The organism is Erythrobacter aurantius (genome assembly GCF_023823125.1).
Taxonomy (GTDB): domain Bacteria; phylum Pseudomonadota; class Alphaproteobacteria; order Sphingomonadales; family Sphingomonadaceae; genus Erythrobacter; species Erythrobacter aurantius.
In genome coordinates, this window is sequence record NZ_CP090949.1 from 469,865 (window position 1) to 492,350 (window position 22,486).

General features: G+C 61.0%; 24 protein-coding genes. 18 read left to right on the plus strand and 6 right to left on the minus strand.

Going from position 1 to position 22,486, the window contains the following annotated elements; all coding sequences use genetic code 11:
- Positions 1 to 53: 53 nt before the first annotated feature.
- From L1K66_RS02380 to L1K66_RS02390, 3 genes are all read right to left on the minus strand, one after another.
- A complete protein-coding gene (locus L1K66_RS02380) occupies positions 54 to 656 on the minus strand; it encodes a hypothetical protein (protein WP_252259454.1) in 603 nt (200 codons plus the stop codon).
- 157 nt (positions 657 to 813) lie between these two features.
- Positions 814 to 1,146 (minus strand): divalent-cation tolerance protein CutA, encoded by a 333-nt coding sequence (gene cutA / locus L1K66_RS02385; RefSeq protein ID WP_252259455.1) that lies wholly within the window; start codon positions 1,144 to 1,146, stop codon positions 814 to 816.
- Entirely contained in the window at positions 1,143 to 2,207 is a 1,065-nt protein-coding gene (locus tag L1K66_RS02390; RefSeq protein WP_252259456.1) for a COX15/CtaA family protein, read from the minus strand. The genes cutA and L1K66_RS02390 overlap by 4 nt, the downstream gene beginning before the upstream one ends.
- A 146-nt stretch (positions 2,208 to 2,353) precedes the next feature.
- Here L1K66_RS02390 and L1K66_RS02395 point away from each other — a divergent pair, with 146 nt between their 5' ends.
- The 4 genes from L1K66_RS02395 to L1K66_RS02415 all read left to right on the plus strand — a co-directional run bounded on the left by L1K66_RS02395 (position 2,354) and on the right by L1K66_RS02415 (position 4,955).
- Complete coding sequence (locus tag L1K66_RS02395; protein ID WP_252259457.1) at positions 2,354 to 2,734, plus strand: MerC domain-containing protein; 381 nt, start codon at positions 2,354 to 2,356, stop codon at positions 2,732 to 2,734.
- Positions 2,735 to 2,789: 55 nt separating this feature from the next.
- Complete coding sequence (thiS, locus tag L1K66_RS02405; RefSeq protein WP_330221247.1) at positions 2,790 to 3,782, plus strand: sulfur carrier protein ThiS; 993 nt, start codon at positions 2,790 to 2,792, stop codon at positions 3,780 to 3,782.
- A gap of 122 nt (positions 3,783 to 3,904) precedes the next feature.
- Positions 3,905 to 4,396, plus strand: coding sequence for a hypothetical protein (locus tag L1K66_RS02410; protein ID WP_252260567.1), 492 nt, complete (start codon positions 3,905 to 3,907; stop codon positions 4,394 to 4,396).
- 43 nt (positions 4,397 to 4,439) lie between these two features.
- Complete coding sequence (locus L1K66_RS02415; RefSeq protein WP_252259458.1) at positions 4,440 to 4,955, plus strand: hypothetical protein; 516 nt, start codon at positions 4,440 to 4,442, stop codon at positions 4,953 to 4,955.
- A gap of 3 nt (positions 4,956 to 4,958) precedes the next feature.
- On the opposite strand, the gene L1K66_RS02420 is transcribed toward L1K66_RS02415, so the two are convergent.
- Positions 4,959 to 6,806: an AMP-dependent synthetase/ligase gene (locus tag L1K66_RS02420; protein WP_252259459.1), complete on the minus strand. Its 1,848-nt coding sequence runs from the start codon at positions 6,804 to 6,806 to the stop codon at positions 4,959 to 4,961.
- Between the two features lie 177 nt (positions 6,807 to 6,983).
- On the opposite strand from L1K66_RS02420, the gene ggt reads away from it, so the two are divergent.
- Positions 6,984 to 8,708: a gamma-glutamyltransferase gene (gene ggt, locus L1K66_RS02425; RefSeq protein ID WP_252259460.1), complete on the plus strand. Its 1,725-nt coding sequence runs from the start codon at positions 6,984 to 6,986 to the stop codon at positions 8,706 to 8,708.
- On the opposite strand, the gene L1K66_RS02430 is transcribed toward ggt, so the two are convergent.
- Positions 8,705 to 9,775, minus strand: coding sequence for a quinone-dependent dihydroorotate dehydrogenase (locus L1K66_RS02430; RefSeq protein ID WP_252259461.1), 1,071 nt, complete (start codon positions 9,773 to 9,775; stop codon positions 8,705 to 8,707). The genes ggt and L1K66_RS02430 overlap by 4 nt on opposite strands.
- 526 nt (positions 9,776 to 10,301) lie before the next feature.
- Here L1K66_RS02430 and L1K66_RS02435 point away from each other — a divergent pair.
- The 13 genes from L1K66_RS02435 to L1K66_RS02495 all read left to right on the plus strand — a co-directional run bounded on the left by L1K66_RS02435 (position 10,302) and on the right by L1K66_RS02495 (position 21,510).
- Positions 10,302 to 12,155: a DUF885 domain-containing protein gene (locus L1K66_RS02435; RefSeq protein WP_252259462.1), complete on the plus strand. Its 1,854-nt coding sequence runs from the start codon at positions 10,302 to 10,304 to the stop codon at positions 12,153 to 12,155.
- A 3-nt stretch (positions 12,156 to 12,158) separates the two neighbouring features.
- A complete protein-coding gene (locus tag L1K66_RS02440) occupies positions 12,159 to 13,067 on the plus strand; it encodes a helix-turn-helix domain-containing protein (RefSeq protein WP_252259463.1) in 909 nt (302 codons plus the stop codon).
- A 75-nt stretch (positions 13,068 to 13,142) separates the two neighbouring features.
- Complete coding sequence (locus L1K66_RS02445) at positions 13,143 to 14,156, plus strand: helix-turn-helix transcriptional regulator (protein ID WP_252259464.1); 1,014 nt, start codon at positions 13,143 to 13,145, stop codon at positions 14,154 to 14,156.
- Between the two features lie 116 nt (positions 14,157 to 14,272).
- On the plus strand, positions 14,273 to 14,713 hold the full coding sequence (locus L1K66_RS02450) for an SUF system Fe-S cluster assembly regulator (RefSeq protein WP_252259465.1): 441 nt from the start codon (positions 14,273 to 14,275) through the stop codon (positions 14,711 to 14,713).
- Complete coding sequence (gene sufB / locus L1K66_RS02455) at positions 14,710 to 16,200, plus strand: Fe-S cluster assembly protein SufB (RefSeq protein ID WP_252259466.1); 1,491 nt, start codon at positions 14,710 to 14,712, stop codon at positions 16,198 to 16,200. Before L1K66_RS02450 ends, sufB begins: the two co-directional genes overlap by 4 nt.
- A 186-nt stretch (positions 16,201 to 16,386) precedes the next feature.
- A complete protein-coding gene (locus L1K66_RS02460) occupies positions 16,387 to 16,893 on the plus strand; it encodes an endonuclease domain-containing protein (protein ID WP_252259467.1) in 507 nt (168 codons plus the stop codon).
- Positions 16,890 to 17,456, plus strand: coding sequence for a hypothetical protein (locus L1K66_RS02465; protein WP_252259468.1), 567 nt, complete (start codon positions 16,890 to 16,892; stop codon positions 17,454 to 17,456). The genes L1K66_RS02460 and L1K66_RS02465 overlap by 4 nt, the downstream gene beginning before the upstream one ends.
- Positions 17,443 to 18,192, plus strand: coding sequence for a Fe-S cluster assembly ATPase SufC (gene sufC, locus L1K66_RS02470; protein ID WP_034956444.1), 750 nt, complete (start codon positions 17,443 to 17,445; stop codon positions 18,190 to 18,192). The genes L1K66_RS02465 and sufC overlap by 14 nt, the downstream gene beginning before the upstream one ends.
- Positions 18,185 to 18,943, plus strand: coding sequence for a SufD family Fe-S cluster assembly protein (locus tag L1K66_RS02475; protein WP_252259469.1), 759 nt, complete (start codon positions 18,185 to 18,187; stop codon positions 18,941 to 18,943). The genes sufC and L1K66_RS02475 overlap by 8 nt, the downstream gene beginning before the upstream one ends.
- Positions 18,940 to 20,175 (plus strand): aminotransferase class V-fold PLP-dependent enzyme, encoded by a 1,236-nt coding sequence (locus tag L1K66_RS02480; RefSeq protein ID WP_252259470.1) that lies wholly within the window; start codon positions 18,940 to 18,942, stop codon positions 20,173 to 20,175. Before L1K66_RS02475 ends, L1K66_RS02480 begins: the two co-directional genes overlap by 4 nt.
- The gene (locus tag L1K66_RS02485; RefSeq protein WP_252259471.1) at positions 20,172 to 20,666 is read left to right on the plus strand and encodes an SUF system Fe-S cluster assembly protein; all 495 of its coding nucleotides are present in this window, start codon (positions 20,172 to 20,174) and stop codon (positions 20,664 to 20,666) included. Before L1K66_RS02480 ends, L1K66_RS02485 begins: the two co-directional genes overlap by 4 nt.
- On the plus strand, positions 20,666 to 21,019 hold the full coding sequence (locus L1K66_RS02490; RefSeq protein ID WP_252259472.1) for a HesB/IscA family protein: 354 nt from the start codon (positions 20,666 to 20,668) through the stop codon (positions 21,017 to 21,019). The genes L1K66_RS02485 and L1K66_RS02490 overlap by 1 nt, the downstream gene beginning before the upstream one ends.
- Positions 21,019 to 21,510, plus strand: coding sequence for a hypothetical protein (locus L1K66_RS02495; protein ID WP_252259473.1), 492 nt, complete (start codon positions 21,019 to 21,021; stop codon positions 21,508 to 21,510). Before L1K66_RS02490 ends, L1K66_RS02495 begins: the two co-directional genes overlap by 1 nt.
- Here the strand turns inward: L1K66_RS02495 and L1K66_RS02500 are convergent.
- Entirely contained in the window at positions 21,491 to 22,435 is a 945-nt protein-coding gene (locus tag L1K66_RS02500) for a hypothetical protein (RefSeq protein WP_252259474.1), read from the minus strand. The two genes, L1K66_RS02495 and L1K66_RS02500, sit on opposite strands and share 20 nt — an antisense overlap.
- Positions 22,436 to 22,486 lie beyond the last annotated feature (51 nt).

Genomic DNA, 22,486 nt, shown 5'->3' on the forward strand with positions numbered 1-22,486 from the left:
TCACATGAGGTAAAATAATACCGCGCTAGCCTGCGGGGGAGCCGCGAGGTGCCTCAGGCGCTATCGAGCCGCCAGATCTCGACCGCCCTTTGGGCACTTCCTTCGACGCTGGTGCTGACTTCGCGGCGGGCGCTATCCAGCCAACCGGCCGCGCTGGCCCGTGCTTCATATATGGCCACGAAATTGCCCGAGATTCCGCCGGGCAGGCTCAACTCGCGCTCTACCCTTGAGTTTGTGCCGATCGGGAAGAACAGGTCGGGCGGCATTTCCTCGAGCAGCGAACCCCCGGCTTCGGCCACGGTCCGGAGATATTCCATCCGGACGTCTTGTGCATTGCCGGGCATGGGCTTGCGGGCAATCATGCGTTCCGCTTCTTCGAGGGCAGCGTTGATGTCCGCGGCGCTCTTGCTGTCCCCTGCCGCGGCGATCCGGCCGTCTTCGGAAAGCAGAATCGGCCACATCTGCGCGGTCGATCGCTCCTCTTCGATCCGGGCTAAAGCGGCAAGCGAGGCGGGCGCATCGACCTTTGCTTCCATCTGGACCCCTGACACCCTCGCGCCTCGGCCTTGTTCGGAAAAGGCGACTTCCCAGACACGGCTCACTGTCACCATGGAACCATCACGCAAGGTGCGCTCAAGCACGCGCGAAAGGCGCATCGCGCCAATAGGAAGCCGGAGGTGTCCTGCGGCGAAAGCCATCGAACCGAGGCCGCCAACTCCTGCGCAGCCTGCAAAGCCCAGTGCGAACCCGGAAAAAACACGACGAGAGATCGGTGTCACCCAAAATCCTCCCAACTTCGATTGCATCACGATTTCAATCGGTATGCCCGACCGTTTCGCGCAGCCAACCCAAAACCGCTGGATGTGCGATATCACAGGTCCAGCCGAGAATGGCCGGTGTATCATAGGGATGGAGTTCGCCAAGCAGACTTATCAGCGCGTCCAGGCTGTCAGCGGTGGTCTTGAACAACACGCCAACTTCCGAAGCCTGGCTCAGGCCCCCATCCCACTCAAACAGGGATTCCATCGCGGGAAACATATTGGCGCAGGCAATCAGCCTTTCCTGCAACAGTTGCTCTGAAATTTTCCGTGCCACTTCGATGTTCGGGCATGGACACCAGACCAGAGCGGCTTGAACTTCGGTCATGCCTGTTCTGGATCCGGAACCCGATGCGCCAGCCCGTCGCTATGCATCGCCCACGCAGTGCTGGCGACCAGCAAGGCGCCGGTGAGCTGGTGAGCGGCAGCAACCCACAGTTCCACCTGCGTCATCACCGTCGCAATTCCGAGCAGAACCATGACACCAAAGGCGCTGTGCACCGCAATGGATGCGAAGCGATCGAATTTGCGCACACGCCGCGCGAGATAGACCAGCGCTGCCACCGCGATCCATGCCCACCAGCGGTGGAGGAATTGCAGCAGAAAGGGATCATGCGTCAGTGCGTAGAAAAAGCCCTGCTGGAAGCTCACTTCAGGGAGGAACCGCCCGTTCATGGTCGGCCAGTCGTAGGCGGCATGCCCGGCGTTGAGGCCCGCGACCCATGCACCCAGCAGAAGCTGTACGAACAACACACCGGCAACGGCCAAAGAGGCACTAGTCAGCGGCGCCGGGCGCGCATGCGGGTCCTTAGCCAGATGGCGCATGTCGCGCGCAGTCCAGACGAGGGCGCCCAACAGCAGCAATGCCGTCAGCAAATGCAGCGACAGGCGGAAATGGCTCACATCGGTCATGTCGCCGACGAGCCCCGACTGCACCATCAGCCAGCCGAACAGCCCCTGCAAACCACCAAGGGCCAACAGCCCGATCAGGCGCGGCTTGAACCCTTGCGGGATGGCGCCCTTAACCCAGAACCACACGAGCGGCAGCGCGAAAGCCAATCCGACGGTGCGAGCCAGCAGGCGGTGGAACCATTCCCAGAAATAGATGAACTGGAATTCGGCGAGGGTCATGCCGCCGATGCTGGCTTCAAGCCTGTATTCCGGCGTCGCCTTGTATTTGTCGAACTCGGCCAGCCATGCTTCGTTTGACAAAGGCGGGAGGATGCCCGTCGCCAAATTCCATTCCGTGATCGAAAGCCCGCTTTCCGTGAGCCGCGTGATCCCGCCAACCAACACGATCAGGACAACGAAACCCGCCACGAATTCGAGCCATCGGGCAAGAGCAAGCGGGCGCGCACCGGCGTTCGGCTTCGGCGCGGTATCATTCATGAGGGGTGCGGTTGTTGCCATGACCGCCGAGTAAATGTGCCGCAAAGCTCCGGCATGCAAGCCCGTTCAGTGCAAAGACAAATGCGCTTTACGCAAAACCAGACCCTTGCACTATGAGATAACGTTACATATGTGCGTTACCGACCATGACCGAAGCACACCAGAACCCCCGGCTGATTCGCCGCAGGCTCGACAAGGCCGGGATAGCGCTTTCAGCGCTGTGCGCTTTGCATTGTGTGCTGACCATCCTGTTGGTTTCCGGGCTTGGCGTGGGCGCGCAATTCTTCCTTGCCGAAGAGATTCATCGCTTCGCGCTTGCAATCGCCCTTGTGATAGCGGCTGTCGCCATCGGCTGGGGGGCGCTGCTCCACCGCCGCCGCGAACCTTTTGTCATCGCGATGATGGGATTGACCTTCATGGGCGGCGCGCTCGCATCCCCGCATGGCGCACAGGAAGCGGTGCTGACGATCATTGGAGTGGCACTGGTTTCGGTGGGTCACATCTGGAATTTGCGCGTCTCGCACTGACGCTTTTGCAAAAGTCACGGTTGCCTGCGCGCGTGAGTGGCCTATTTCACTGCGCATGACCGAGCTGAAATCCATCATCCTCAACGGCGAACAGCGCCGGACCTCCGCTTCAACCATTGCCCAGCTGGTGCGAGAACTCGATCTACTGCCAGAAAAGGTCGCGGTTGAACGCAACGGTGAAATCGTGCCTCGATCGACGCTTGAATCCGCCCCGTTGGGTGCGGATGATCGTTTGGAAATCGTGCATTTCGTCGGCGGAGGCGATCATCAAGCCGTCAGCGATGACGCCTGGACAGTGGCCGGGCGCACGTTCCGATCGCGGCTGATCGTCGGCACGGGCAAGTACAAGGATTTCGAGCAGAATGCCGCCGCAGTTGAAGCAAGCGGCGCGGAAATCGTGACCGTCGCGGTACGTCGGGTCAACGTCAGCGATCCCAAGGCTCCGATGCTGACGGATTACATCGACCCCAAGAAGATAACCTATCTGCCCAACACCGCTGGATGCTTCACCGCCGAAGACGCGATCCGCACACTGCGGCTGGCGCGCGAGGCCGGCGGTTGGGATCTGGTCAAGCTGGAGGTGCTGGGCGAGGCACGCACGCTCTATCCCAACATGGTGGAAACGATCCGCGCTTGCGAAGTGCTGGCCAAAGAGGGCTTTCACCCGATGGTTTACTGTGTCGATGATCCGATTGCGGCAAAGCAGCTGGAGGATGCGGGCGCCGTCGCCGTCATGCCGCTAGGCGCGCCGATCGGATCGGGCCTTGGTATCCAGAACCAGGTCACGATCCGCCTGATCGTCGAAGGCGCGAAGGTGCCGGTGCTGGTCGATGCGGGCGTCGGCACCGCATCCGATGCGGCGGTGGGGATGGAGCTGGGCTGCGACGGCATTCTGATGAACACTGCCATCGCCGAGGCGAAAGACCCGATCCGCATGGCGCGCGCGATGAAGCTGGCGGTCGAGGCCGGACGCGAAGCCTACCTCGCCGGTCGCATGGGTCGCAGGAAATACGCCGATCCTTCCAGCCCGCTCGCCGGATTGATCTGACTCAGGGGTAAAAATCCTCTCATGGTTACTACGTATTAACCAAGTTCGCGGAAAACCGTCCTGCCTATCAAGGAGGACGTATCGTGACACTGGCCACCACCGCGACCATCACCATCGGTGAAATGCGCGAATTTGCGGGCTTCGAACCGTGCGAGCAGCGCTATATCAAGCGTAGCCTCGATATCGGGCTTGCGCGCTGCGATGCCTTCAAGCTGTGGGGCCGGACCGAGGCTGAAAACGTCGCGATCCGGCGCCAGTATGTCGCCTATCAGGATCTGAAGCTGCTGCGCACCATGGTGCCGCAGGAGGGTACCCCTTCCGAAGTCGAGCGCTTCATCGGCAAGCTGGTGCGCATGGCAGCCTTCGATCTGGAGCAGGAACGGCTTGAGAGCTTCTCCGCCTTCCGCTTTCTCTATGAACGTCTGCTCGGCGCTGAGGCGCGGCCCTATCTCCCGGCGGCATTCTGCGCTGCCGCAGCACTGCCGATGATCCGCCCCGGCCACCGCAAGGTGCTGCTGCAATCGCTCAGCGAAGCCGCCGCCACCGCACCCGCGTGGTCAAAACAGGTGCCTAGCTTCTATCCCGAATATATCGAGGACGTTGAAGCGGCGTGAAATAGTGAGAATTGCTTAAGGGCTTCCGATCTATCCCGCAGAAATGTCAGCCCATTTTGATACTCGTGACATTGGGATCAGCCTCCCCGGCGATTGGTCAGTCACAGTCTGCGCGTGGCGAGGATGCTGCATCGAGGTGTTCTCGCGGGTCGAACATTCGATTGCTGACTGTCTTGCCGCGCTCGACATTGCCGGCTTGTCGTTGGACCGGGATGCAAGAAGTCCTGCTCCGGCAAATCGCCTCCGTGCGCTTGCCAATTCTCTGGATACCTACAGTTTCCTAGGGCACGAACGAAAAGCAAAAAGACTTCTTTCGGATTGGAAATCACTCCACGAAACACGAGCTCTTCTTGCACACGGGCGGGTTGTTCCGAGGTCTGACGGCATAATCATTCACCACCGGACTTTCGACGGAAAATCTGAAGACCTTAAGGATCCAGTCTCCATGTCTGCCATGGAAATGCTAGCGCTTCTTGAAGAATTACAGCGAGTCCAGCATTCGATTTACAACCAACTGGGTCAGATAAAGGCAGCAGCAACCAAAGCTAAGGCTGTTTAGCCTCTAACCTCGATACAGCCCGTCGATCCGGTCCTGATAGCGGTCGCGGATCTTGTGGCGACGGATTTTCATGCTCGGGGTCATTTCCTCGTTTTCGATCGTGAAGGCCTCGTCCGCGAAGGCGAACTGGCGGACCTTTTCGATCACCGACAGGTCCTTGTTGGTGCGGTCCACCGCCGCGCGTACGGCGTTCCGGAAAGCGGGCAGGCCCTGCAGCGCCTTCATGTCGAACTTCTCGTCATTGGCGCGCGCCCATTCCAGCGCCCATTCGGCGTCGGGAACGATCAGCCCGACCACATAGGGCCGCTTGTCACCGCTCACCATCGCCTGCGCGACCTCGGGCTGTAGCGTCAGCATCCCTTCGATCTTCTGCGGCGCGACATTGTCGCCCTTGTCGTTGACGATCATGTCCTTCTTGCGATCGGTGATCTTGATCCGGCCCTTTTCATCAAGGTGCCCGATATCGCCCGTATGCAGCCAGCCATCGACAATCGTGCGCGCGGTTTCGGCATCGTTGCGCCAGTAACCGTGCATCACCAGCTCGCCGCGCACGAGAATTTCGCCATCCTCGGCGATCTTGACCTCGACCCCGCGCATGGCCGGGCCGACGGTGTCCATCTTCAACCCGACGCTGGGCCGGTTGCAGCTGATCACCGGACCGGCCTCGGTCTGACCATAGCCCTGCAGCATGGTGAGACCCATCGCTTCGAAGAAATTGCCGACTTCGGGGTTGAGCGGAGCGCCACCTGAAACCATCGCCTTGATCCGCCCGCCGAACTTCTGGCGGATTTTCGGCCGAAGCGTCTTTTCGACCAAGAAATTCAGTGGCTTGTCACGCTTGCGCGTCTTGCCCTCGGTGGATTTCTCGCTGATCTTGAGCGCCGCATTCATCATGAAATTGGCGACCCGGCCCTGCTTTTCGACCTGCTTCATGATGCGCGTGCGCAGCACTTCGAACAGGCGCGGCACGACAACCATGATGGTCGGCCGTGTTTCCTCGATGTTCGAGGCGAGTTTCTCAAGTCCTTCGGAATAGAAGATTTCCGCACCCACCGCGATTGGCAGATACTGCCCGCCTGTGTGTTCGTAAGCATGGCTGAGTGGCAGGAAGGATAGAAACCTTTCATCCTTGATGCCGAAATCGTTGATCAGGATTTCCGCGGCCCCGGCGGCGTTGCACAGGATCGACCCGTGGTGCTGCATCACGCCGCGCGGAGCGCCGCCAGTTCCGCTGGTGTAGATCAGGCAAGCGGTGTCGTTCCGGTCGATATCGGCAATCCGGGCATCCACGGCCGCGCGGGCGGCCGCTGCGTCGCCTGCCGTCAGATCGTCCCAGCGATGATACTCGAAACTCCCTGCTTGTTGGCGGTGCAGATCCTCGATCCCGATCACGTGATCGACAATCCCCGTGCGTCCGATCGCGCCCACCAGCGGTGCAAGCAGTTTGGTGTTCGAGACGATAACTGCCCGCGCGCCCGAATTGTCGAGGATATGCGCGTGGTCGCGTTCGGTGTTGGTGATGTAGGTCGGGACCGAAATGCAGCCCGCCGCCATGATGGCAAGGTCGGCGATGCACCATTCGGGCCGGTTTTCCGACACCAGCGCAACCCGATCCCCGTCCTTGAGGCCGATGCGGCGCAAGCTTTCGGCCAGCAGGCAGACCTTGTCGGCAACTTCTGCCCAACTTTGCGTCAGCCACTTGCCGTCGTGTTTCGCGCCAAGGAAGGGTGCCGCGCCCTTTTCGTCAGCACGCATGAGGAACAGTTCGACGAGGTTCCTTGCGAGGTCGACGTCCTGAAGCAGCCGGTCATCGGCGGGATTGGCCGCGGGGGGCGTTGTGGGGGCGTGCACGGACAAAGGCTCCTCTTCCCGCCCGCCTTTGATGGCCACTGGCCACAGGCGAGCTTGCGTAATTTATGTTGGAGCTAAACTAAGGCGCTATTTACGTAGCGGCAAGACCGAGCAGGTTTGCAAGCCCGCTTCAAAGCGCGTTGCCAGCGGTGGGCGCGATGCCTAAGAAACGCGGCCATGTCGCTCCTACGCTATTGCACCGCCGGGCTTGCCATTGCCCTTTCCGCCTGCGCACCAGTTCTTGAAACCACTGCCAGCGCGCCTGCACCGGTTGCAGCAAAGGCCGAGGTCCAACCCTTTGTAATCGCCGCGAACCCGCTTGCCGCACAGGCCGGAATGGATGTGCTGAAGCGTGGCGGAAGCGCCGCGGATGCAGCGATTGCCGTGCAGACCATGCTATCACTGGTCGAGCCGCAGTCCTCAGGGGTGGGAGGCGGGGCTTTCCTCAACTATTACGATGCGCAAACGGGCAAGATCACCATTTACGACGGGCGCGAAACGGCGCCCGCTCAGGCGAGCCGCGCGATGTTCCTCAATGAGTCTGGTGAGCCGCTCGGATTCCGCGAGGCGGTTGTGAGCGGGCGCGCAACCGGAGTTCCCGGCGCTATCGCGGCACTGGGTATGCTGCATGAGGAACACGGAACTTTGCCCTGGAACAGCCTGTTCGACGCGCCAATCCGTACTGCCGAAGAAGGTTTTGTGATCTCACCGCGTCTGGGGCGGTTTCTCGGGATCGAGTTTCCCCAGCTTTCGCAACCCGATGCAGCTGCATACTTTGCGCGTCCCGACGGGACTCGCAAGCAGGCGGGAGATCGTCTGGTGAATCCGGAATATGCGGATTTCCTCAAGCGCCTCGCCTCGCAGGGTACCGATGCGCTCTATCGCGGGAGCACCGCGGCCAAGATCGTCCAGCGGACGCGCGCCGCGCCGCTTGGCGGGTCAATGACGATGGCCGATATCGAGGCCTATCGCCCGGTAAAGCGTGAGCCGGTGTGCGGCCCATGGCAAGTCTACCGCGTGTGCGCCCCTCCTCCACCGTCGAGCGGGGCCGCGATGATCGAGCTGCTCGGCATTCTCGACCGTACGGATATCGGCACGCGCGGCCCCGATGACCCGCAAGCGTGGTATCTCTTCGCCGAGGCCAGCCGTCTCGCCTATGCTGACCGTGACGCTTACTTCGGCGACGGCGATTTCGTTGAAGTTCCAGTCGATGGCTTGCTCGATCCTGCCTATATTGATGCCCGTGCCGCGCTGATTGGCGCGAAAGCCGCAGAATCGGTTACGGCGGGTAATCCGGCCGGTGCTAAGATGGCGGTGACCGACATGACGCGCGAACCTGCGGGGACGTCCCATTTCATCGTGCGTGACGCGCAGGGCAATGTGCTTTCGATTACCACCACGGTTGAATCGATCTTTGGCAGCGGGCGCATGGTCGACGGGTTCTTCCTCAACAACCAGCTGACTGATTTCTCCTTCAACCCGCTACAGGCCAATGGCGACGAAGCTCCCAATGCGGTCGCACCGGGCAAGCGTCCGCGTTCTTCGATGGTGCCGTTGATTCTGCTCGATGCCGACGGGCAATTTGCAGGGGCAATCGGCTCAGCGGGCGGCAATTCGATCCCTGCCTATGTCGGCAAGACACTGGTTGCGGCGGTCTATTGGGGAATGCCGATGCAGGATGCGCTGGCGCAGCCCAATCTTGTCGCGCGCGGCAATCGATATGGCGCGGAAACCGAAAGGTTCGATCCGGCGATTGTTGCGGGGTTGGCCGAACGGGGCATCGTTGTGACGCCCGGTCAGGGCGAGGATTCGGGCGTTCACGGGGTGCTTATCCGCGACGGCAAGGTTGATGGCGGCTACGACCCCCGCCGCGAAGGCGTGGTGCTAGTCGGCACCCCTTAGTCGCTGTCTGTACCCACAGCCTCGGCGATGCTGCCAAAACCGTCGCGTTTCATAAGGCGCTTCAGGCCGCCGGCTATCTGTGCGCCGAGACCAGGGCCGTGATAGACCATGGCCGAATAGAGTTGCACCAGGCTCGCGCCTGCCCTGATGCGGTCCCATGCGTGTTCGGCAGTGGCAATGCCGCCGACGCCGACCAGCGGCACTTGCCCACCTGTCGCCTTGCGAAAATCACGAAGCCGCTGCTGGGCAAGATCGCGCACGGGAGCGCCTGACAAACCTCCTGTCTCGTCCGCGTGGCGCGAGCGCAGTGGCGGCCGTGAAATCGTAGTGTTCGAAACGATCAGTGCACCGAGCTTCCTGTCGATCGCGATGCGCGCAATCGCGTCTATGTCAGCAGGCTCGAGATCCGGAGCAACCTTGAGGAACACCGGCGGGCCGCCCTCTCCGACTGCGTCTCGCGATGCCGCCTTGATCCCATCGATGAGCGCGGCAAGCGCCGCTTCGTCCTGGAGTGCGCGCAGGCCTGGCGTATTGGGGCTAGACACATTGATTGCGAGATAGCTGGCAAGGGGGGCCATGATCCGCGTCATCGTCGCGTAATCCGCGCTGCGATCGTCCGAATCCTTGTTCGCGCCGATATTGATGCCGACGATTCCTCCGCGGCCCTCGCGCTGCTTCAACCGATTCAGCGCAACTTCGGCACCGGAATTGTTGAAGCCCATCCGGTTGATGACGGCCTTGTCCTCGACAAGGCGGAAGAGACGGGGTTTCGGATTGCCGGCCTGCGGAAGCGGAGTGATCGACCCCACCTCGGTAAAACCGAAACCAAGTCCCAACAGTGCATCGGGCACTTCGGCGTCCTTGTCGAACCCGGCTGCCACGCCGACCGGGTTGGGGAAGGTCAGGCCCGCAACCTCAACCGCGAGACGGCCCGGCTTTGCTTGCGGCATGAATGCGGAGTTGGCTGGCATTCGTTTCAGGGCCGCAATCGCGAGGCGATGCCCTTTTTCCGGGTCAAGGGCGAAGATCGCCGGGCGGGCGAGATTGAAGAGAGAGAACATGTTCATGACGGATCGGCCACTAGTCCCAGTCGCCGGCAATTGTCGAGGGATGCCGAGCTCTCGGGACAGCCATTACGACCTACCGAGCGGTAAGGGTGAATCATGAAATTTCCTGTTAGAATCAGAGCTTAAAGCCAGTTGTCGTTTGCATACAATTTTTCCGGAGAGGGTGGGTCTAAACCATTCTTGCGACCCGAAGGGCTCGGAGCAGCAATGCGAAGAGTTCCTCAACTCAAATGGGCGGCCATGCACGATGATGTGCTGGGCCGCCCTTTTTTTCGCAAAATCAAAAACAAAGCTGGATTGCGCTGAGTCAGAGCTGGCTGGCGCGGTCGGGCGCGTCGACCGCATTTGGCGACTCGAGGGCTTATGCGGCGAGCGAGTCGCAGGCCGACAGCATCAGCTTCGATCCCCTCAAATCGCTTGCGCCAAAAATTTTTCTCCTTGCCGGGCACCTCAATCAAACCCTTGCATTGTGGCCAATGGGTGGTTGATATCGCGCCCGCTTGGGAAAAAGAGAATGAGGTCAACTATGCGTCGCAATCCATCTCATGTCGGTCGGGCCGTTGCGACATCGCTGGTCGCACTCGCGCTTGCGGGCTGTTCGACCGCCAATCAGTCGCCGGTCGCGACAGTTGCTTCGGAGCCGGTGGCCGCGCCCAAGGCCGATACATCGATCAATGATCTGTTTGATCGCTATGACGAAGCCAATCTCGCCCTTTCTCCGCTTGGCAAGGCTTACCGAGGCATTCGCGATGCCGATTACGGGAAATGGAATGATCCGTCCGAAGAAGCCGAGCAGCGCGATTTCGACCTGTTGCAGGACACCGCCCGCCAGATGCGCGAACAGTATGATGTCGATGCGCTGTCGTCGCAGGACGCGCTGTCTTACCGGCTGTTTGAACTGACCGCCGCCAGGCGCGCCTCGCTGCATCCGTTCCGCGAATATGAATTCTTGTTCGATCATCGCCGCGGCGCGCATACGAGCATTCCGGCATTCCTTATCAACATCCACCGCGTCAGCACGATCACTGATGCCGAAGCCTATGTCTCCCGTATCGAGGGGATCGGCCCCCAGCTTGACGCGCTGACGAGCCAGGCGCGTGAGCGGGCGGACAAGGGCATCATGCCGCCGGACTGGGTCTATCCGTATGTGATTGCCGATCTCGAGGCGTTGATTGCCGCTGGGGACAACAACGCCGTTCTCGAAGATTTCGACGGCAAGCTCGCCCCGCTCACGCCGGACCTGCCAGCCAGCACCGAGGCCGAGAACAGCGAAGTCATTGCGCTTCTCCAGATGGCGCGTGAAGCGTGGAACAGTTCGGCGCGACCGGCGTATCAGCGCCTGCTCGAAGAGATGCGGCGCCAGCAGGCCATGGCGCCGACAGACGACGGTATCTGGCGCCTGCCCAATGGCGAGGAATATTACGCCGCCTTGCTGCAAAGCTATACCACCACAGACCTGACGGCGGACGAGATCCACGACATCGGCCTGCGGGAGGTTGCCCGGATCCATTCGGAAATGCGCGCCATCATGGCCAAGGTCGGGTTTGAGGGCAGTTTGCAGGATTTCTTCGAATTCACCCGCACTGACGATCAATTCTACTACACCACGCGCGAGGAATATCTTGCTGACGCACAGGCCGCGCTGGACCGGATAACCGAGAAGCTGCCCGAATATTTCGGCGTGCTGCCAAAGGCTCCCATGATCATCAAACCGGTGGAGGCTTTCCGCGAGAAGAGCGCGGGCAAGGCTTTCTACCAGAGCCCGTCGGCAGACGGCTCGCGTCCGGGAACCTATTACGTCAATCTCTACAATCTTCGCGACATGTCGAAGAACGAGCTTGAAGCGCTTGCCTATCACGAAGGCCTGCCCGGACACCATTTGCAACGTGCCTTGCAGACCGAGCTGGGCGAACTGCCTCCCTTCCGGCGGTTCGGCGGATGGACGGCCTACACCGAAGGCTGGGGCCTTTATTCCGAAGAGCTGGGCAAGGACATGGGTTTCTATACCGATCCCTATTCCGACTTCGGCAGGCTCGGCATGGAATTGTGGCGTGCGTGTCGTCTGGTCGTCGACACCGGCATCCATTCAAAACGGTGGAGCCGCGAAGAGGCGATTCAGTACCTCAAGGACAACACACCCAATCCCGAAGGCGACATTGTTCGAGCGATCGAGCGTTACATCACCACGCCAGGTCAGGCGACCGCATACATGATCGGAAAGCTCAAGATCATGGAACTGCGGGAAATGGCCCGGAAAGAATTGGGTTCCGAATTCGACATCCGCGAGTTTCACGATGTCGTGCTCACCAGCGGCCCGGTGCCGTTGTCGATTCTTGAAGAGAATGTCGTGAGCTGGGTTGAGGGAAAGCGCGGCAACTAATCCATGAAGCGCCCCGTTCAGGATGACAATCTAAGCATATCGACCTTTGTTCCGGTCGATTTCGATCTTCAGGCCCCGCCTCCGGATCTGGCGGACTACATCAACACCTTCTTTGTCATTCGTACAGATGAAGAGACGCTTGATGAAATGATGCCGGCATATTCGGCACAGCTGTTGGTGTACATCCGGGGTAGGTCGCATATTGCCGCAGGGTCCGGCGAAATCGGGCAAGTGCAACAGGTAACATTCACTGCCCCGTTGATGCAGGCAATGCCAGTCAAGGTCAGCGGCCCGCTGCTGCTTGTCGGGGCTTCACTCACGCCACTGGGCTGGCAGTGCCTTGCCAACGCTCCGGTTGACCAGCTCAACAATTGCATGCTGCCTGCCCGCGATATCATGGACGCGGATACCATCGCGCGGCTCGAAAACCTGGCTGATGAATATGGTGCGGGCAAGATCGGCTGCGATACGATCTTTGAGGCGATTTCCGAAACGCTAAGGGCGCGACGCGGTGCAATCCGGTCTGATCATGTGCAGTTCGTCCACCGGACGATGGAGTGGCTTTCAAGCGGCCTTTCCCCTTCGATCGACCATTTCTATCGGGACGCGGCGATGTCGCCGCGTACGGCGCAGCGTCTGTCAAAGCGCTTCTTTGGCGTATCCCCGACCCGGTTGATCAAACGCTATCGGGCCATCCGGGCGGCGATGTTGCTTGCGAACCCGGCGCTGCCGCAGCCAATGCGCGACGAAATTCGCAACAGCTATTTCGACCAGGCCCATCTCATCCGCGATATCCGTCGATACACCGGTCGAACGCCGACCGGGTTGAACGACGGATCAATCGCGCATGAATCGCTCTATCCCGAAGCGCATGGCGAAGGTGCGAAGATCCTGCGGAAGCCGCTCGAATAGGCGCCGCGTAACAGCGGTGCGCCGCCGAACGTGAAAGGCGTTCCAACACCAGATGTCGCTGGTATACAATGCCCCATGACTACAGCGGGATATCGAACACGCGAAGGGCCGGACGCGCGCGGCTCTGCAGCGCCTGAAGCTGAGGTGCTGGGGACGGATCGGCCGACGGGTCGCACCAGGTCGACCAATCCGTCCCAACCCGCGTCGCCCCGCCAGCACGATCCGCGCTTCACCCTCAATTATTTCGATCCGCCGGCAGACCTCCAGCGGCACATCCTGGCCCTGTTTCATTTCGAATGGAACGAAAGGGACATTGTCGATCGCCACCCCGGCGCCTTGGGCCAATTGTTCGTGACCCCTCATGGCAGCGGTTCGATCACCTTCGGGGATCGGCGCGATATCGTTGATGCCAGCCCGGTGGTCTATCCCGGTTTTCGGCTTGCAGCCCCTTTTCGCATTCAGGGCCCCTGGCATGCCTTTGGTGTTTCACTTTCGCCCTTGGGCTGGGCAGCACTTGTGGGTTGCCCGGCTCACCGGTTCCTCGATCGGTTCACCCGGGCAAGCGAATTGATTGGCCCGGAAATTGATCAGCTCGCGGCTTCGCTGGTGAGACAGTATCGAAGCGGCGAATTGTCGGGAGAGGGGGCGTGCGAGGCATTGATCCGCTTTATTCGTCCGAGGTTGAAAGCGGTGCCGCCGCCGCATGAGCAGTTGATTGAGCAAACGCTTGCGTGGCTGGGCTCTTCGCTCAATCCCGATCTGGACCGGTTGTTCGATCAGCTCGCCTTTTCCCGGCGTCAGGCGGAACGCCTGATCACTCAATATTTCGGTCTTCCGCCAGCGGCCCTTGCGCGAAAGATGCGGGCCGTGCGCGCCGCTGAATTGCTTGCGCATCCCGAACTGTCCGACGAAGGCGCTGCCGAAATTGCCGAGGCCTTTCACGATCAACCGCACATGATCCGGGAAATCCGGCGCTATTGCGGCTACACCCCGTCGCAAATGCGCAAGGCTGACGAACCCTTGTTCCAGACGATGCTTCGCATGCAGAATCTCGAAAAGCCGGGATCTTTCAGAGTGATCGGGCGATAGTCGTGGCACGCCGTCAGACTTTCCTTGAAATCGGACAATTCAGCGCGTATTTCAAATCCGACAGAATCAGTCTGATTTAAGAATGGCTCGCAACAAGCGAGCGCAACCAGGAAACCATGCGCCTTTCCAACCTCGCCGACTACGCCGTCATCACGATGTGCCAGGCCGCTTCGCATTGCGGCAACGGCCGGGTGAGCGCGGCTGAACTGGCAGGAGAATCGGGCCTGCCTGTCCCCACCGTCCAGCGGCTCGTTTCCAAACTGACCGCGGCGGGCCTGTTGCGCTCGGTACGCGGTGTCGGTGGCGGCTTGCAGCTTGGCCGGCCGGCGGCGGCTATCACCGTTGCCGATATCGTCGAAGCGGTCGAAGGCCCGATTGCGCTCACCGCCTGCATTGACCACGGCGATTGCGATTTCGAAAGCGGTTGTTCGATGAAGCCGCATTGGCCGATCATCAACACCAAGCTGCGCAGCGCGCTGGCGGAAATCACGCTGGACCATTTGCGCAATCAAACCCGACCCAATCCCTCCCATTCCGTAAGAGAGCACGCGGCATGACCGACAATCTCGATCTGCAATCCGATATCGACAGAGATGCCAAGGAAGCAGCCGCCGCCGCCGCCGAATACGAACATGGCTGGTCTGCTGACATCGAAACCGAATTCGCGGAAAAGGGGCTGAACGAGGACACCGTTCGCTTCATCAGCGCCAAGAAGGGCGAGCCCGAATGGATGCTCGACTGGCGGCTGAAGGCGTTTCGCCTGTGGCAGGAAATGGAGGAGCCCGACTGGGCCAAGGTCGGCTATCCGCCGATCGACTATCAGGACGCCTATTACTACGCCGCGCCCAAGAAGAAGCCGACGCTGAAATCGCTCGATGAACTCGATCCCGAGATCAAAGCGGTTTACGACAAGCTGGGTATTCCCGTGGCGGAGCAGGAAGTGCTCGCCGGGGTCGAAGGCGCGCGCAAGGTGGCGGTGGATGCCGTTTTCGACAGCGTGAGCGTCGCCACCACTTTCCGCGAGGAGCTGAAGAAGGCAGGCGTGATCTTCCTCTCGATCAGCGAGGCGGTGAAGGAACACCCCGAACTGGTGAAGAAATGGCTGGGCCGCGTCGTGCCGGTGCGCGACAATTACTTCGCGGCGCTCAATTGCGCTGTCTTTTCCGACGGCACATTCGTCTACGTCCCCGAAGGCGTTCGCTGCCCGATGGAGCTTTCGACCTATTTCCGCATCAACGCCGAAAACACGGGCCAGTTCGAACGCACACTGATCATCGCGGAAAAGGGCGCCTACGTCTCCTATCTCGAAGGCTGCACCGCGCCGATGCGCGATGAGAACCAGCTCCACGCTGCGGTGGTCGAGCTGGTCGCGATGGAAGATGCCGAGATCAAGTATTCGACCGTGCAGAACTGGTACCCCGGCAATTCCGAGGGCAAGGGCGGGATCTACAATTTCGTGACGAAGCGCGGGCTGTGTCAGGGCGACAGGAGCAAGATCAGCTGGACGCAGGTGGAAACCGGCTCTGCGGTGACGTGGAAATATCCCTCCTGCGTGCTCAACGGCGAAAACAGCGTGGGCGAGTTCTACTCGGTCGCCGTCACCAACAACTATCAGCAGGCCGACACTGGCACCAAGATGATCCACAACGGCAAGGGATCGCGCTCGACGATCATTTCCAAGGGGATCAGCGCAGGCAAGTCGAACAACACCTATCGCGGCCTCGTCCGCGTGGCCCCGACTGCAACCGGCGTTCGCAATTTCACTCAGTGCGACAGCCTGCTGCTCGGTGACGAATGCGGGGCGCACACCGTGCCCTATATCGAGGTGAAAAACCCCGGCGCGCAGATCGAGCACGAGGCGACCACCAGCAAGATCAGCGACGAACAGCTGTTCTACGCCATGCAGCGCGGGCTGGACGAAGAAGAGGCCGTGGCGCTGATCGTCAACGGCTTTGCCAAGGATGTTCTGAAAGAGCTGCCGATGGAATTTGCCGTCGAGGCGCAGAAGCTGCTCGCGATCTCGCTTGAGGGGAGTGTGGGGTGAGGTACGCTCTAGCCCTTGTTTTCTTTCTGGTCTGGCTTCTGAGCGCCCCTTGGATTGCCAAGGGGTATGGCGCTTGGCGAGTGCCACTTCCGGGTACGCACAATGTCCTCGACCTAGCGATATTCTACCTTCTTCCAATCGTGGCCATCGCGATTGCAGTGACCACTTATTCGGCGAAGCGCATGCATGACTGACCGCAAAACCCTTGGCCTCAAGGAAACTTCCGACACCGCCCCCGCCCTCAACAAGAAGGGGCGCGGGTGGAAGATTTCCGAGAAGCGCCTCGACGAATTGCATGATCGTGCGCGCGAGATGAAGCGATTTGCTTCGCCCGCGAACAAGGCGCTGGCCGAGCGTTTCGCCAAGGCAAACCTTGGCCGCTACACTTTCAAGCGCTTTGCCGTCGTCGGCAGCGCCATCGTCGACTTCAACTGCCACAATCTCGGGATGGCGATCATGATCGACGAGGAAGATCAGGACGAAACGCTGGCAAAGCGCCGCGACAAGAGCCTCGAAGCCGTCGGCATCCGGGTGATGCGGATCAAGGCGACCGACATTCTCGAAAACATCGATCCCGTGCTTCAGCGGATCACCGCCGGAATGCGCATGCGGATCGAGGACAAACGCAAAGCAAGAAGCGAACACCGCCAACCCCGTCCATCAGGCCCCAGCAACGGAAACGAAGCCGAATGAACAGCCTATCCCTCATCCTTTCCCCCTTCATCGCCCTGCAGGGCGTTGGTCAGGCGCCTGTCGCTGTCGCCAATGATGCGCCCGAGACATGGACGCTCGAATACCCGCGCGTGATCCAGCCCTTCGTCGAAGATTATCGCCGCTGCCTGACGAGGCAGACGCGCCGCGTGACGGGCCAGGCCGATTTCGAGCAGCAGCATCGCCGCGATGTCGAAACCTGCACGGAAGCTTTCGAGGAAGCGCAGGAAGGCGCAAACCGCATGCTAGCAGGGCGCGCCGAATACTCGGACTATTCCCCCGCCGATATCCGCGAAGTCTTCGAACATATCGGCCGGATCCACGTCGCGCGCGGCGCCGATCTCGACAACCAGTTCACCTTCACCCTGCGCAGTGCCCAGCAGGCGGAAGAGCAATATCAGGCGGAACGCCCCAAGGGCCTCGTACTCGAATTGCGCGATGCATCGGTCGTGAAAGCGCGCACCGACGCCACCGCCGCTGCGGCCGAAGCCGCGCAGGAACAACGCACACAGGCACGCGAGGAGGCATCCGGTGCTCAAGATTGATAATCTCCAGGCCGAAGTCGACGGCAAGCCGATCCTCAAGGGATTGAGCCTTGAAGTCGCCGCCGGCGAAGTTCACGCCATCATGGGCCCCAACGGCGCGGGCAAATCGACGCTTGCGCACGTCCTTGGCGGCAAGCCGGGCTATGAAGTCACCGGAGGCTCCGTCGAGTTCAAGGGTGAAGACCTGTTCGCGCTCGACCCGCACGAACGCGCCGCCACGGGCCTGTTCCTCGGCTTCCAGTATCCGGTCGAAATTCCGGGTGTATCCAACGTCCAGTTCCTGCGTGAGGCGCTGAATGCGCAACGTCGCTATCGCGGAGAAGAGCCGCTGTCTGGCGGGGATTTCCTGAAGCTGGCGAAGGAAAAGGCCGCGCTGCTGAAAATGGACATGGAAATGCTCAAGCGGCAGGTGAACGTCGGCTTTTCCGGCGGCGAAAAGAAGCGCGCCGAAATGGTGCAGATGGGCATTCTCAACCCCTCTTTCGCGGTGTTGGACGAGACCGATTCCGGCCTTGATATCGATGCGCTGCGCATCGTGGGTGAGGGCATCAACTCGATCATGCGCGCACCGGACAAGGGCGTGCTGCTGATCACGCACTACCAGCGGCTGCTGGACGTGGTGAAGCCCGACCGGGTGAGCATTCTTGCAGCTGGCCGCATCGTCGAAACCGGCGGGCCGGAGCTTGCGCTGCGGCTTGAGGAAGAGGGCTATGACGCGGTGATGGCTGATGCCTGATACGGCCGTCCTCCCTACCCGCCGTGACGAGGCGTGGCGCTATGCCGATATGGACGCGGTTTCGCGGATCGGTGTCAGCGCCCTCTCCCAATGGGCAGAGATCGACGTCGCCGATGGCGAGACCTTTCGCCACTGCCTAGTGATCGGCAGTGACGCGCCCGAACTGCGCCGCATTCGCCTGAATCTGGGTGAAGGCACGCGGGCGGAACTTTTCGCCACCAACGCTGGCAATGACTACACACGGCTCGAGATCGAAGTGACGCTGGGCAAAGGCGCGCATTTCGAATTCGGCGGCGTCACAATCGGCGGTGGCGATGCGGTGCGCGAATTCGTCACCACCACCATCCATGCCCAGCCCGGCGCAACCAGCAACCAGACCGTGCGCAGCGTCCATTGGGGCACGGGCACGGGCAATTTCCTCGGCGAAATCAAGGTCGCGCGGCACGCCCAAAAGACCGACGCGGCGCAGGATTTCAAGGGCTTGCTGCTTGAAGCCGGAGCCAGCGCCAACGCCGTGCCGCAGCTCGAAATCTTCGCCGACGATGTGAAATGCGCGCATGGTGCAACCGTCGGCCAGCTGGATGAAAGCGCCCGTTTCTACATGGCGGCACGCGGCCTCTCGCCCGAAATGGCGCAGCGGCTGTTGGTGCAGGCTTTTATCGGTGACGCCTTCGTCGAACTGGACGATGAATCCGAGCATGAACGCCTGCTCGACGCGGCACTGACGGCGCTGGAGGGCGCATCGCTGTGAACGCTCCGGCGGCCCTCGATCGCGATCTGCGCGCCGATTTCCCCGGCCTCGTGACGCGCGAGGGTGCGCCCTGGCATTACCTCGATACCGCCGCAACCGCGCAAAAACCGCGCGTCGTGATCGATGCGATGGCGCGCGCGCTGGGCGAGGATTACGCCACCGTCCATCGCGGCGTCTATTCGCGATCTGCCGAAATGACGCTGGCCTATGAAGCCGCTCGGCGGCGGATTGCGCAACTGATCGGCGGCGCAGAGAGCGAAATCGTCTTCACCCGTGGCGCGACTGAGGCCATCAATCTAATCGCCAACAGCTGGGGCAGGGTCAATCTGAAGCCCGGTGATCGCATCCTGCTGTCGCAGCTTGAACACCATTCCAACATCGTCCCGTGGCAGATGATTGCCGAGCAGACCGGGGCCGTGATCGACGTTTGCCCGTTGACGCAGGATCACTGCATCGATCTCGACGCGGCCGAAGCCATGCTGACCGAACGGCACAAGCTTGTCGCGCTGGCGCATGTCTCCAATGTGCTGGGCAGCGCGCTGGATGCCAAACGCGCAGCGGCGCTGGCGCACAAGGTGGGCGCGAAACTGCTGCTCGACGGGTGTCAGGCGGTGCCGCACATGCCCGTCGACGTGGCTGCGCTCGATTGCGACTTCTACGTCTTCAGCGCGCACAAGCTTTACGGTCCGACAGGGATCGGCGCGCTTTGGGCGCGTGGGGAGATCCTTGCCGACATGCCGCCATGGGAAGGCGGAGGCGCGATGATCGATCGCGTGACCTTTGCCAAGACAACCTATGGCGTCCCGCCGCAACGGTTCGAGGCAGGCACCCCGGCGATCACCGAAGCCATCGCTTTCGCCGCCGCAGCCGATTACGTCAGCGAAATCGGGCTTGACGCGATGCACGCGGCGGAAACGAAGCTGGTTGCCCGCCTTCGCCGAGAACTTTCTTCGATGAATGATGTGCGGTTGTTCGGCCCTGCCGACAGTGCGGGGATCGTCAGCTTTCTGATCGACGGCATTCATCCGCACGATCTCGGCACGATCCTTGATGAATCGAATGTTGCGATCCGCGCAGGCCACCATTGTGCGCAGCCGTTGATGGATCATTTCGACATCCCTGCCACCGCGCGAGCGAGCTTCGGACTTTATTCGACCGATGCGGACATTGACGCCTTGCTGGAAGGGATTGCCCGGACAAGGCGAATTTTTGGAAGAGGCACGAGCCAATGAACAAACCACAGGACGATAGCGAATTTGTCGCCGCGCCCGCGCCCAATGACGAATTGGCGCAGAAGCCGCCGCGTGCACGGGTGACCGATGCGGTCGATCCCGATGCCGAGGAGAAGCCGCGCCAGCGCGACTATCTCGACGGCTTTCTGGCTGCGAAGACTGCCGACGCTCCGGTAGGCGGCGCGGGGGGCGATCTGCAGGCGGCTGTCGTGGAGGCGCTGAAGGAAATCTACGATCCGGAAATTCCGGTAAACATTTATGATCTCGGCCTGATCTACGGGGTCGAAGTCGACGATGAAGCCGATGTCACGATCACCATGACGCTGACGACGCCGCATTGCCCCGTGGCAGAGACCATGCCGGGCGAAGTCGAACTGCGCGCCTCCTCCGTACCCGGCATTCGCGATGCCGAGGTTGCGCTGGTATGGGATCCGCCGTGGAGTCCCGAAAAGATGTCCGACGAAGCACGGCTTGAACTGGGGATGCTGTGATGACTGCAACCACCCGTGAACGCCCCGCCGCTGTCACCCTGACGCAAGGCGCAGAGGCTCGCATTGCCGAATTGATGAGCAAGGCGCCCGAAGATGCCATCGGGGTAAAGCTATCCACTCCGCGCCGGGGTTGTTCGGGGTTGGCCTATTCGGTCGATTACGTCACCGAAGAGGCGAAGTTCGACGAAAAGATCGAAACCCCCGGTGGCACCTTCTACATCGACGGGGCGAGCGTGCTGTATCTGGTCGGCTCGACGATGGACTGGGTCGAGGACGATTTCACCGCCGGCTTCGTATTCGAGAACCCCAATGCCAAGGGCGCGTGCGGCTGCGGCGAGAGCTTCATGGTGTAATGGCGAGGCGGGTTTCGCTTACGACCGAACTTGATTGCAGTCCGGACGATGCCTGGCAGCATGTCCAGACAACCCGACTTCTGCAGCACATCGCTGCTCCGCTGATCCGTTTCTTGCCTGTTGCGAGGCAAGAGTTTCCCGAAATCTGGACCGAAGGCGAATATCGAGCTTGGATGTTCCTGTTTGGAGTAATCCCGCTTGGTTGGCAGGCCATCGTTATCACATTACCCGAACCGGAGGGAAATTCCCGGTTTGTCCGGGACAACGGCTATAGCCTGCTGATCCGGCGATGGGATCACTGGATTACGATCGAGCCTGCGGGTGATGGAACGTGCACCCGCTACACCGATACGGTGCATGTGGATGCCGGATTGCTCACCCCATTGATCGCAGGGTTTGCGAAGGTGTTCTACGCCCACAGGCAGCGCCGCTGGCGCGCCTTGGCCCGGAGAAATTTCTCCGCGCTCGCGCTCACTCGCCCTCTTCGATGATCCGTGCAAGCAGGCGTCGCTCCAGCTCGTCCACCTCGCCATCGGCGCCGATCATCTTGTCGAGCCATTCCTGTTCGTGATCGGTCATGGCTTCGCCGGCAATGGCCTGTTCAATGTAGCTGGGCGCGGTGTCACGCTTTGCGAAAACCTTGCCGAAGTGGTTGCGCGCCTGAGGCAGCTCGCGGGCCATCTGGCCCATGAAGCGACCGACATTGGGCCTGCTGTCGGCGATGAAGGCCTGCAATTCCCTTGCCCGGTCGTGATCAAGCTGCGCATTTTGAAGTGCGAAGCCCTTGAGATAGTTGCTGACACCGTCGAGGAACAGTTCATCCCATTCGGGCGCGTTTTCCTCGGCCAGGGTTTCGTCCTTGAGCCGGAAAAGCATTTCCGCGTCAAAGCGCGTCACCGCCGCAGGGCCGTGGCCGCCGCTGGCGAATACCACGCGGCGCAGGATCTGCGCTTCGGCGGAGGTGATGTGGCTGGCCGAAAGCTCGCCGCCGCAGCGCGTTGGCCCCACCCCCGTCAGTACCTCGCGTTCGACCTGTTCAAGCACATAGTTCTTGAGAACCACCGGCACGTTTTCGGCCCGTTCGATGATCCGTACGATCGTTTCGAGTTCGACCGTGCTTTCGAGCTTGCCGTCATGATCGACCTGCGCGATCAGCCACTGCGCTTCCTTGTCGTCGCATTGCAGGCGCGGCGGGGTGCCGTTGAGCACGAATTCACCGATCGCCTCGACGAAGAAGTCGCACCATTCCTCGTCGCGGACGTCGAGCGCGTTGTTCAGCGCGAACAGCGCCTCGGCCTCTTCGCGGACGATGATCCCGTCGCCCCAGCCTTGGCGCCGCAGCGCAAGGACTTCCTGCGAGGTAACCTGCCCGTCGGCAGCGGCGCGTTGCGCCAGTTCGGTGAAGTGCGTGGTCATAAGCCCATGGGTCCCTTGAATTCGGACGTTTCATGGCACGAATGTGCTTAA

Excerpts from the sequence above, each read along its gene's own strand:
- L1K66_RS02445 (WP_252259464.1), top strand. The coding sequence starts at position 13,143 with ATGACTACAGCGGGATATCGAACACGCGAAGGGCCGGACGCGCGCGGC.
- cutA (WP_252259455.1), bottom strand. The coding sequence starts at position 1,146 with ATGACCGAAGTTCAAGCCGCTCTGGTCTGGTGTCCATGCCCGAACATC.
- L1K66_RS02460 (WP_252259467.1), top strand. The coding sequence starts at position 16,387 with ATGACTGACCGCAAAACCCTTGGCCTCAAGGAAACTTCCGACACCGCC.
- L1K66_RS02435 (WP_252259462.1), top strand. The coding sequence starts at position 10,302 with ATGCGTCGCAATCCATCTCATGTCGGTCGGGCCGTTGCGACATCGCTG.
- L1K66_RS02485 (WP_252259471.1), top strand. The coding sequence starts at position 20,172 with ATGAACAAACCACAGGACGATAGCGAATTTGTCGCCGCGCCCGCGCCC.
- L1K66_RS02465 (WP_252259468.1), top strand. The coding sequence starts at position 16,890 with ATGAACAGCCTATCCCTCATCCTTTCCCCCTTCATCGCCCTGCAGGGC.
- L1K66_RS02495 (WP_252259473.1), top strand. The coding sequence starts at position 21,019 with ATGGCGAGGCGGGTTTCGCTTACGACCGAACTTGATTGCAGTCCGGAC.
- L1K66_RS02430 (WP_252259461.1), bottom strand. The coding sequence starts at position 9,775 with ATGAACATGTTCTCTCTCTTCAATCTCGCCCGCCCGGCGATCTTCGCC.
- L1K66_RS02450 (WP_252259465.1), top strand. The coding sequence starts at position 14,273 with ATGCGCCTTTCCAACCTCGCCGACTACGCCGTCATCACGATGTGCCAG.
- L1K66_RS02395 (WP_252259457.1), top strand. The coding sequence starts at position 2,354 with ATGACCGAAGCACACCAGAACCCCCGGCTGATTCGCCGCAGGCTCGAC.
- L1K66_RS02390 (WP_252259456.1), bottom strand. The coding sequence starts at position 2,207 with ATGAATGATACCGCGCCGAAGCCGAACGCCGGTGCGCGCCCGCTTGCT.
- L1K66_RS02490 (WP_252259472.1), top strand. The coding sequence starts at position 20,666 with ATGACTGCAACCACCCGTGAACGCCCCGCCGCTGTCACCCTGACGCAA.
- ggt (WP_252259460.1), top strand. The coding sequence starts at position 6,984 with ATGTCGCTCCTACGCTATTGCACCGCCGGGCTTGCCATTGCCCTTTCC.
- L1K66_RS02475 (WP_252259469.1), top strand. The coding sequence starts at position 18,185 with ATGCCTGATACGGCCGTCCTCCCTACCCGCCGTGACGAGGCGTGGCGC.
- L1K66_RS02440 (WP_252259463.1), top strand. The coding sequence starts at position 12,159 with ATGAAGCGCCCCGTTCAGGATGACAATCTAAGCATATCGACCTTTGTT.
- sufB (WP_252259466.1), top strand. The coding sequence starts at position 14,710 with ATGACCGACAATCTCGATCTGCAATCCGATATCGACAGAGATGCCAAG.
- L1K66_RS02410 (WP_252260567.1), top strand. The coding sequence starts at position 3,905 with ATGCGCGAATTTGCGGGCTTCGAACCGTGCGAGCAGCGCTATATCAAG.
- thiS (WP_330221247.1), top strand. The coding sequence starts at position 2,790 with ATGACCGAGCTGAAATCCATCATCCTCAACGGCGAACAGCGCCGGACC.
- L1K66_RS02500 (WP_252259474.1), bottom strand. The coding sequence starts at position 22,435 with ATGACCACGCACTTCACCGAACTGGCGCAACGCGCCGCTGCCGACGGG.
- L1K66_RS02380 (WP_252259454.1), bottom strand. The coding sequence starts at position 656 with ATGCGCCTTTCGCGCGTGCTTGAGCGCACCTTGCGTGATGGTTCCATG.
- L1K66_RS02415 (WP_252259458.1), top strand. The coding sequence starts at position 4,440 with ATGTCAGCCCATTTTGATACTCGTGACATTGGGATCAGCCTCCCCGGC.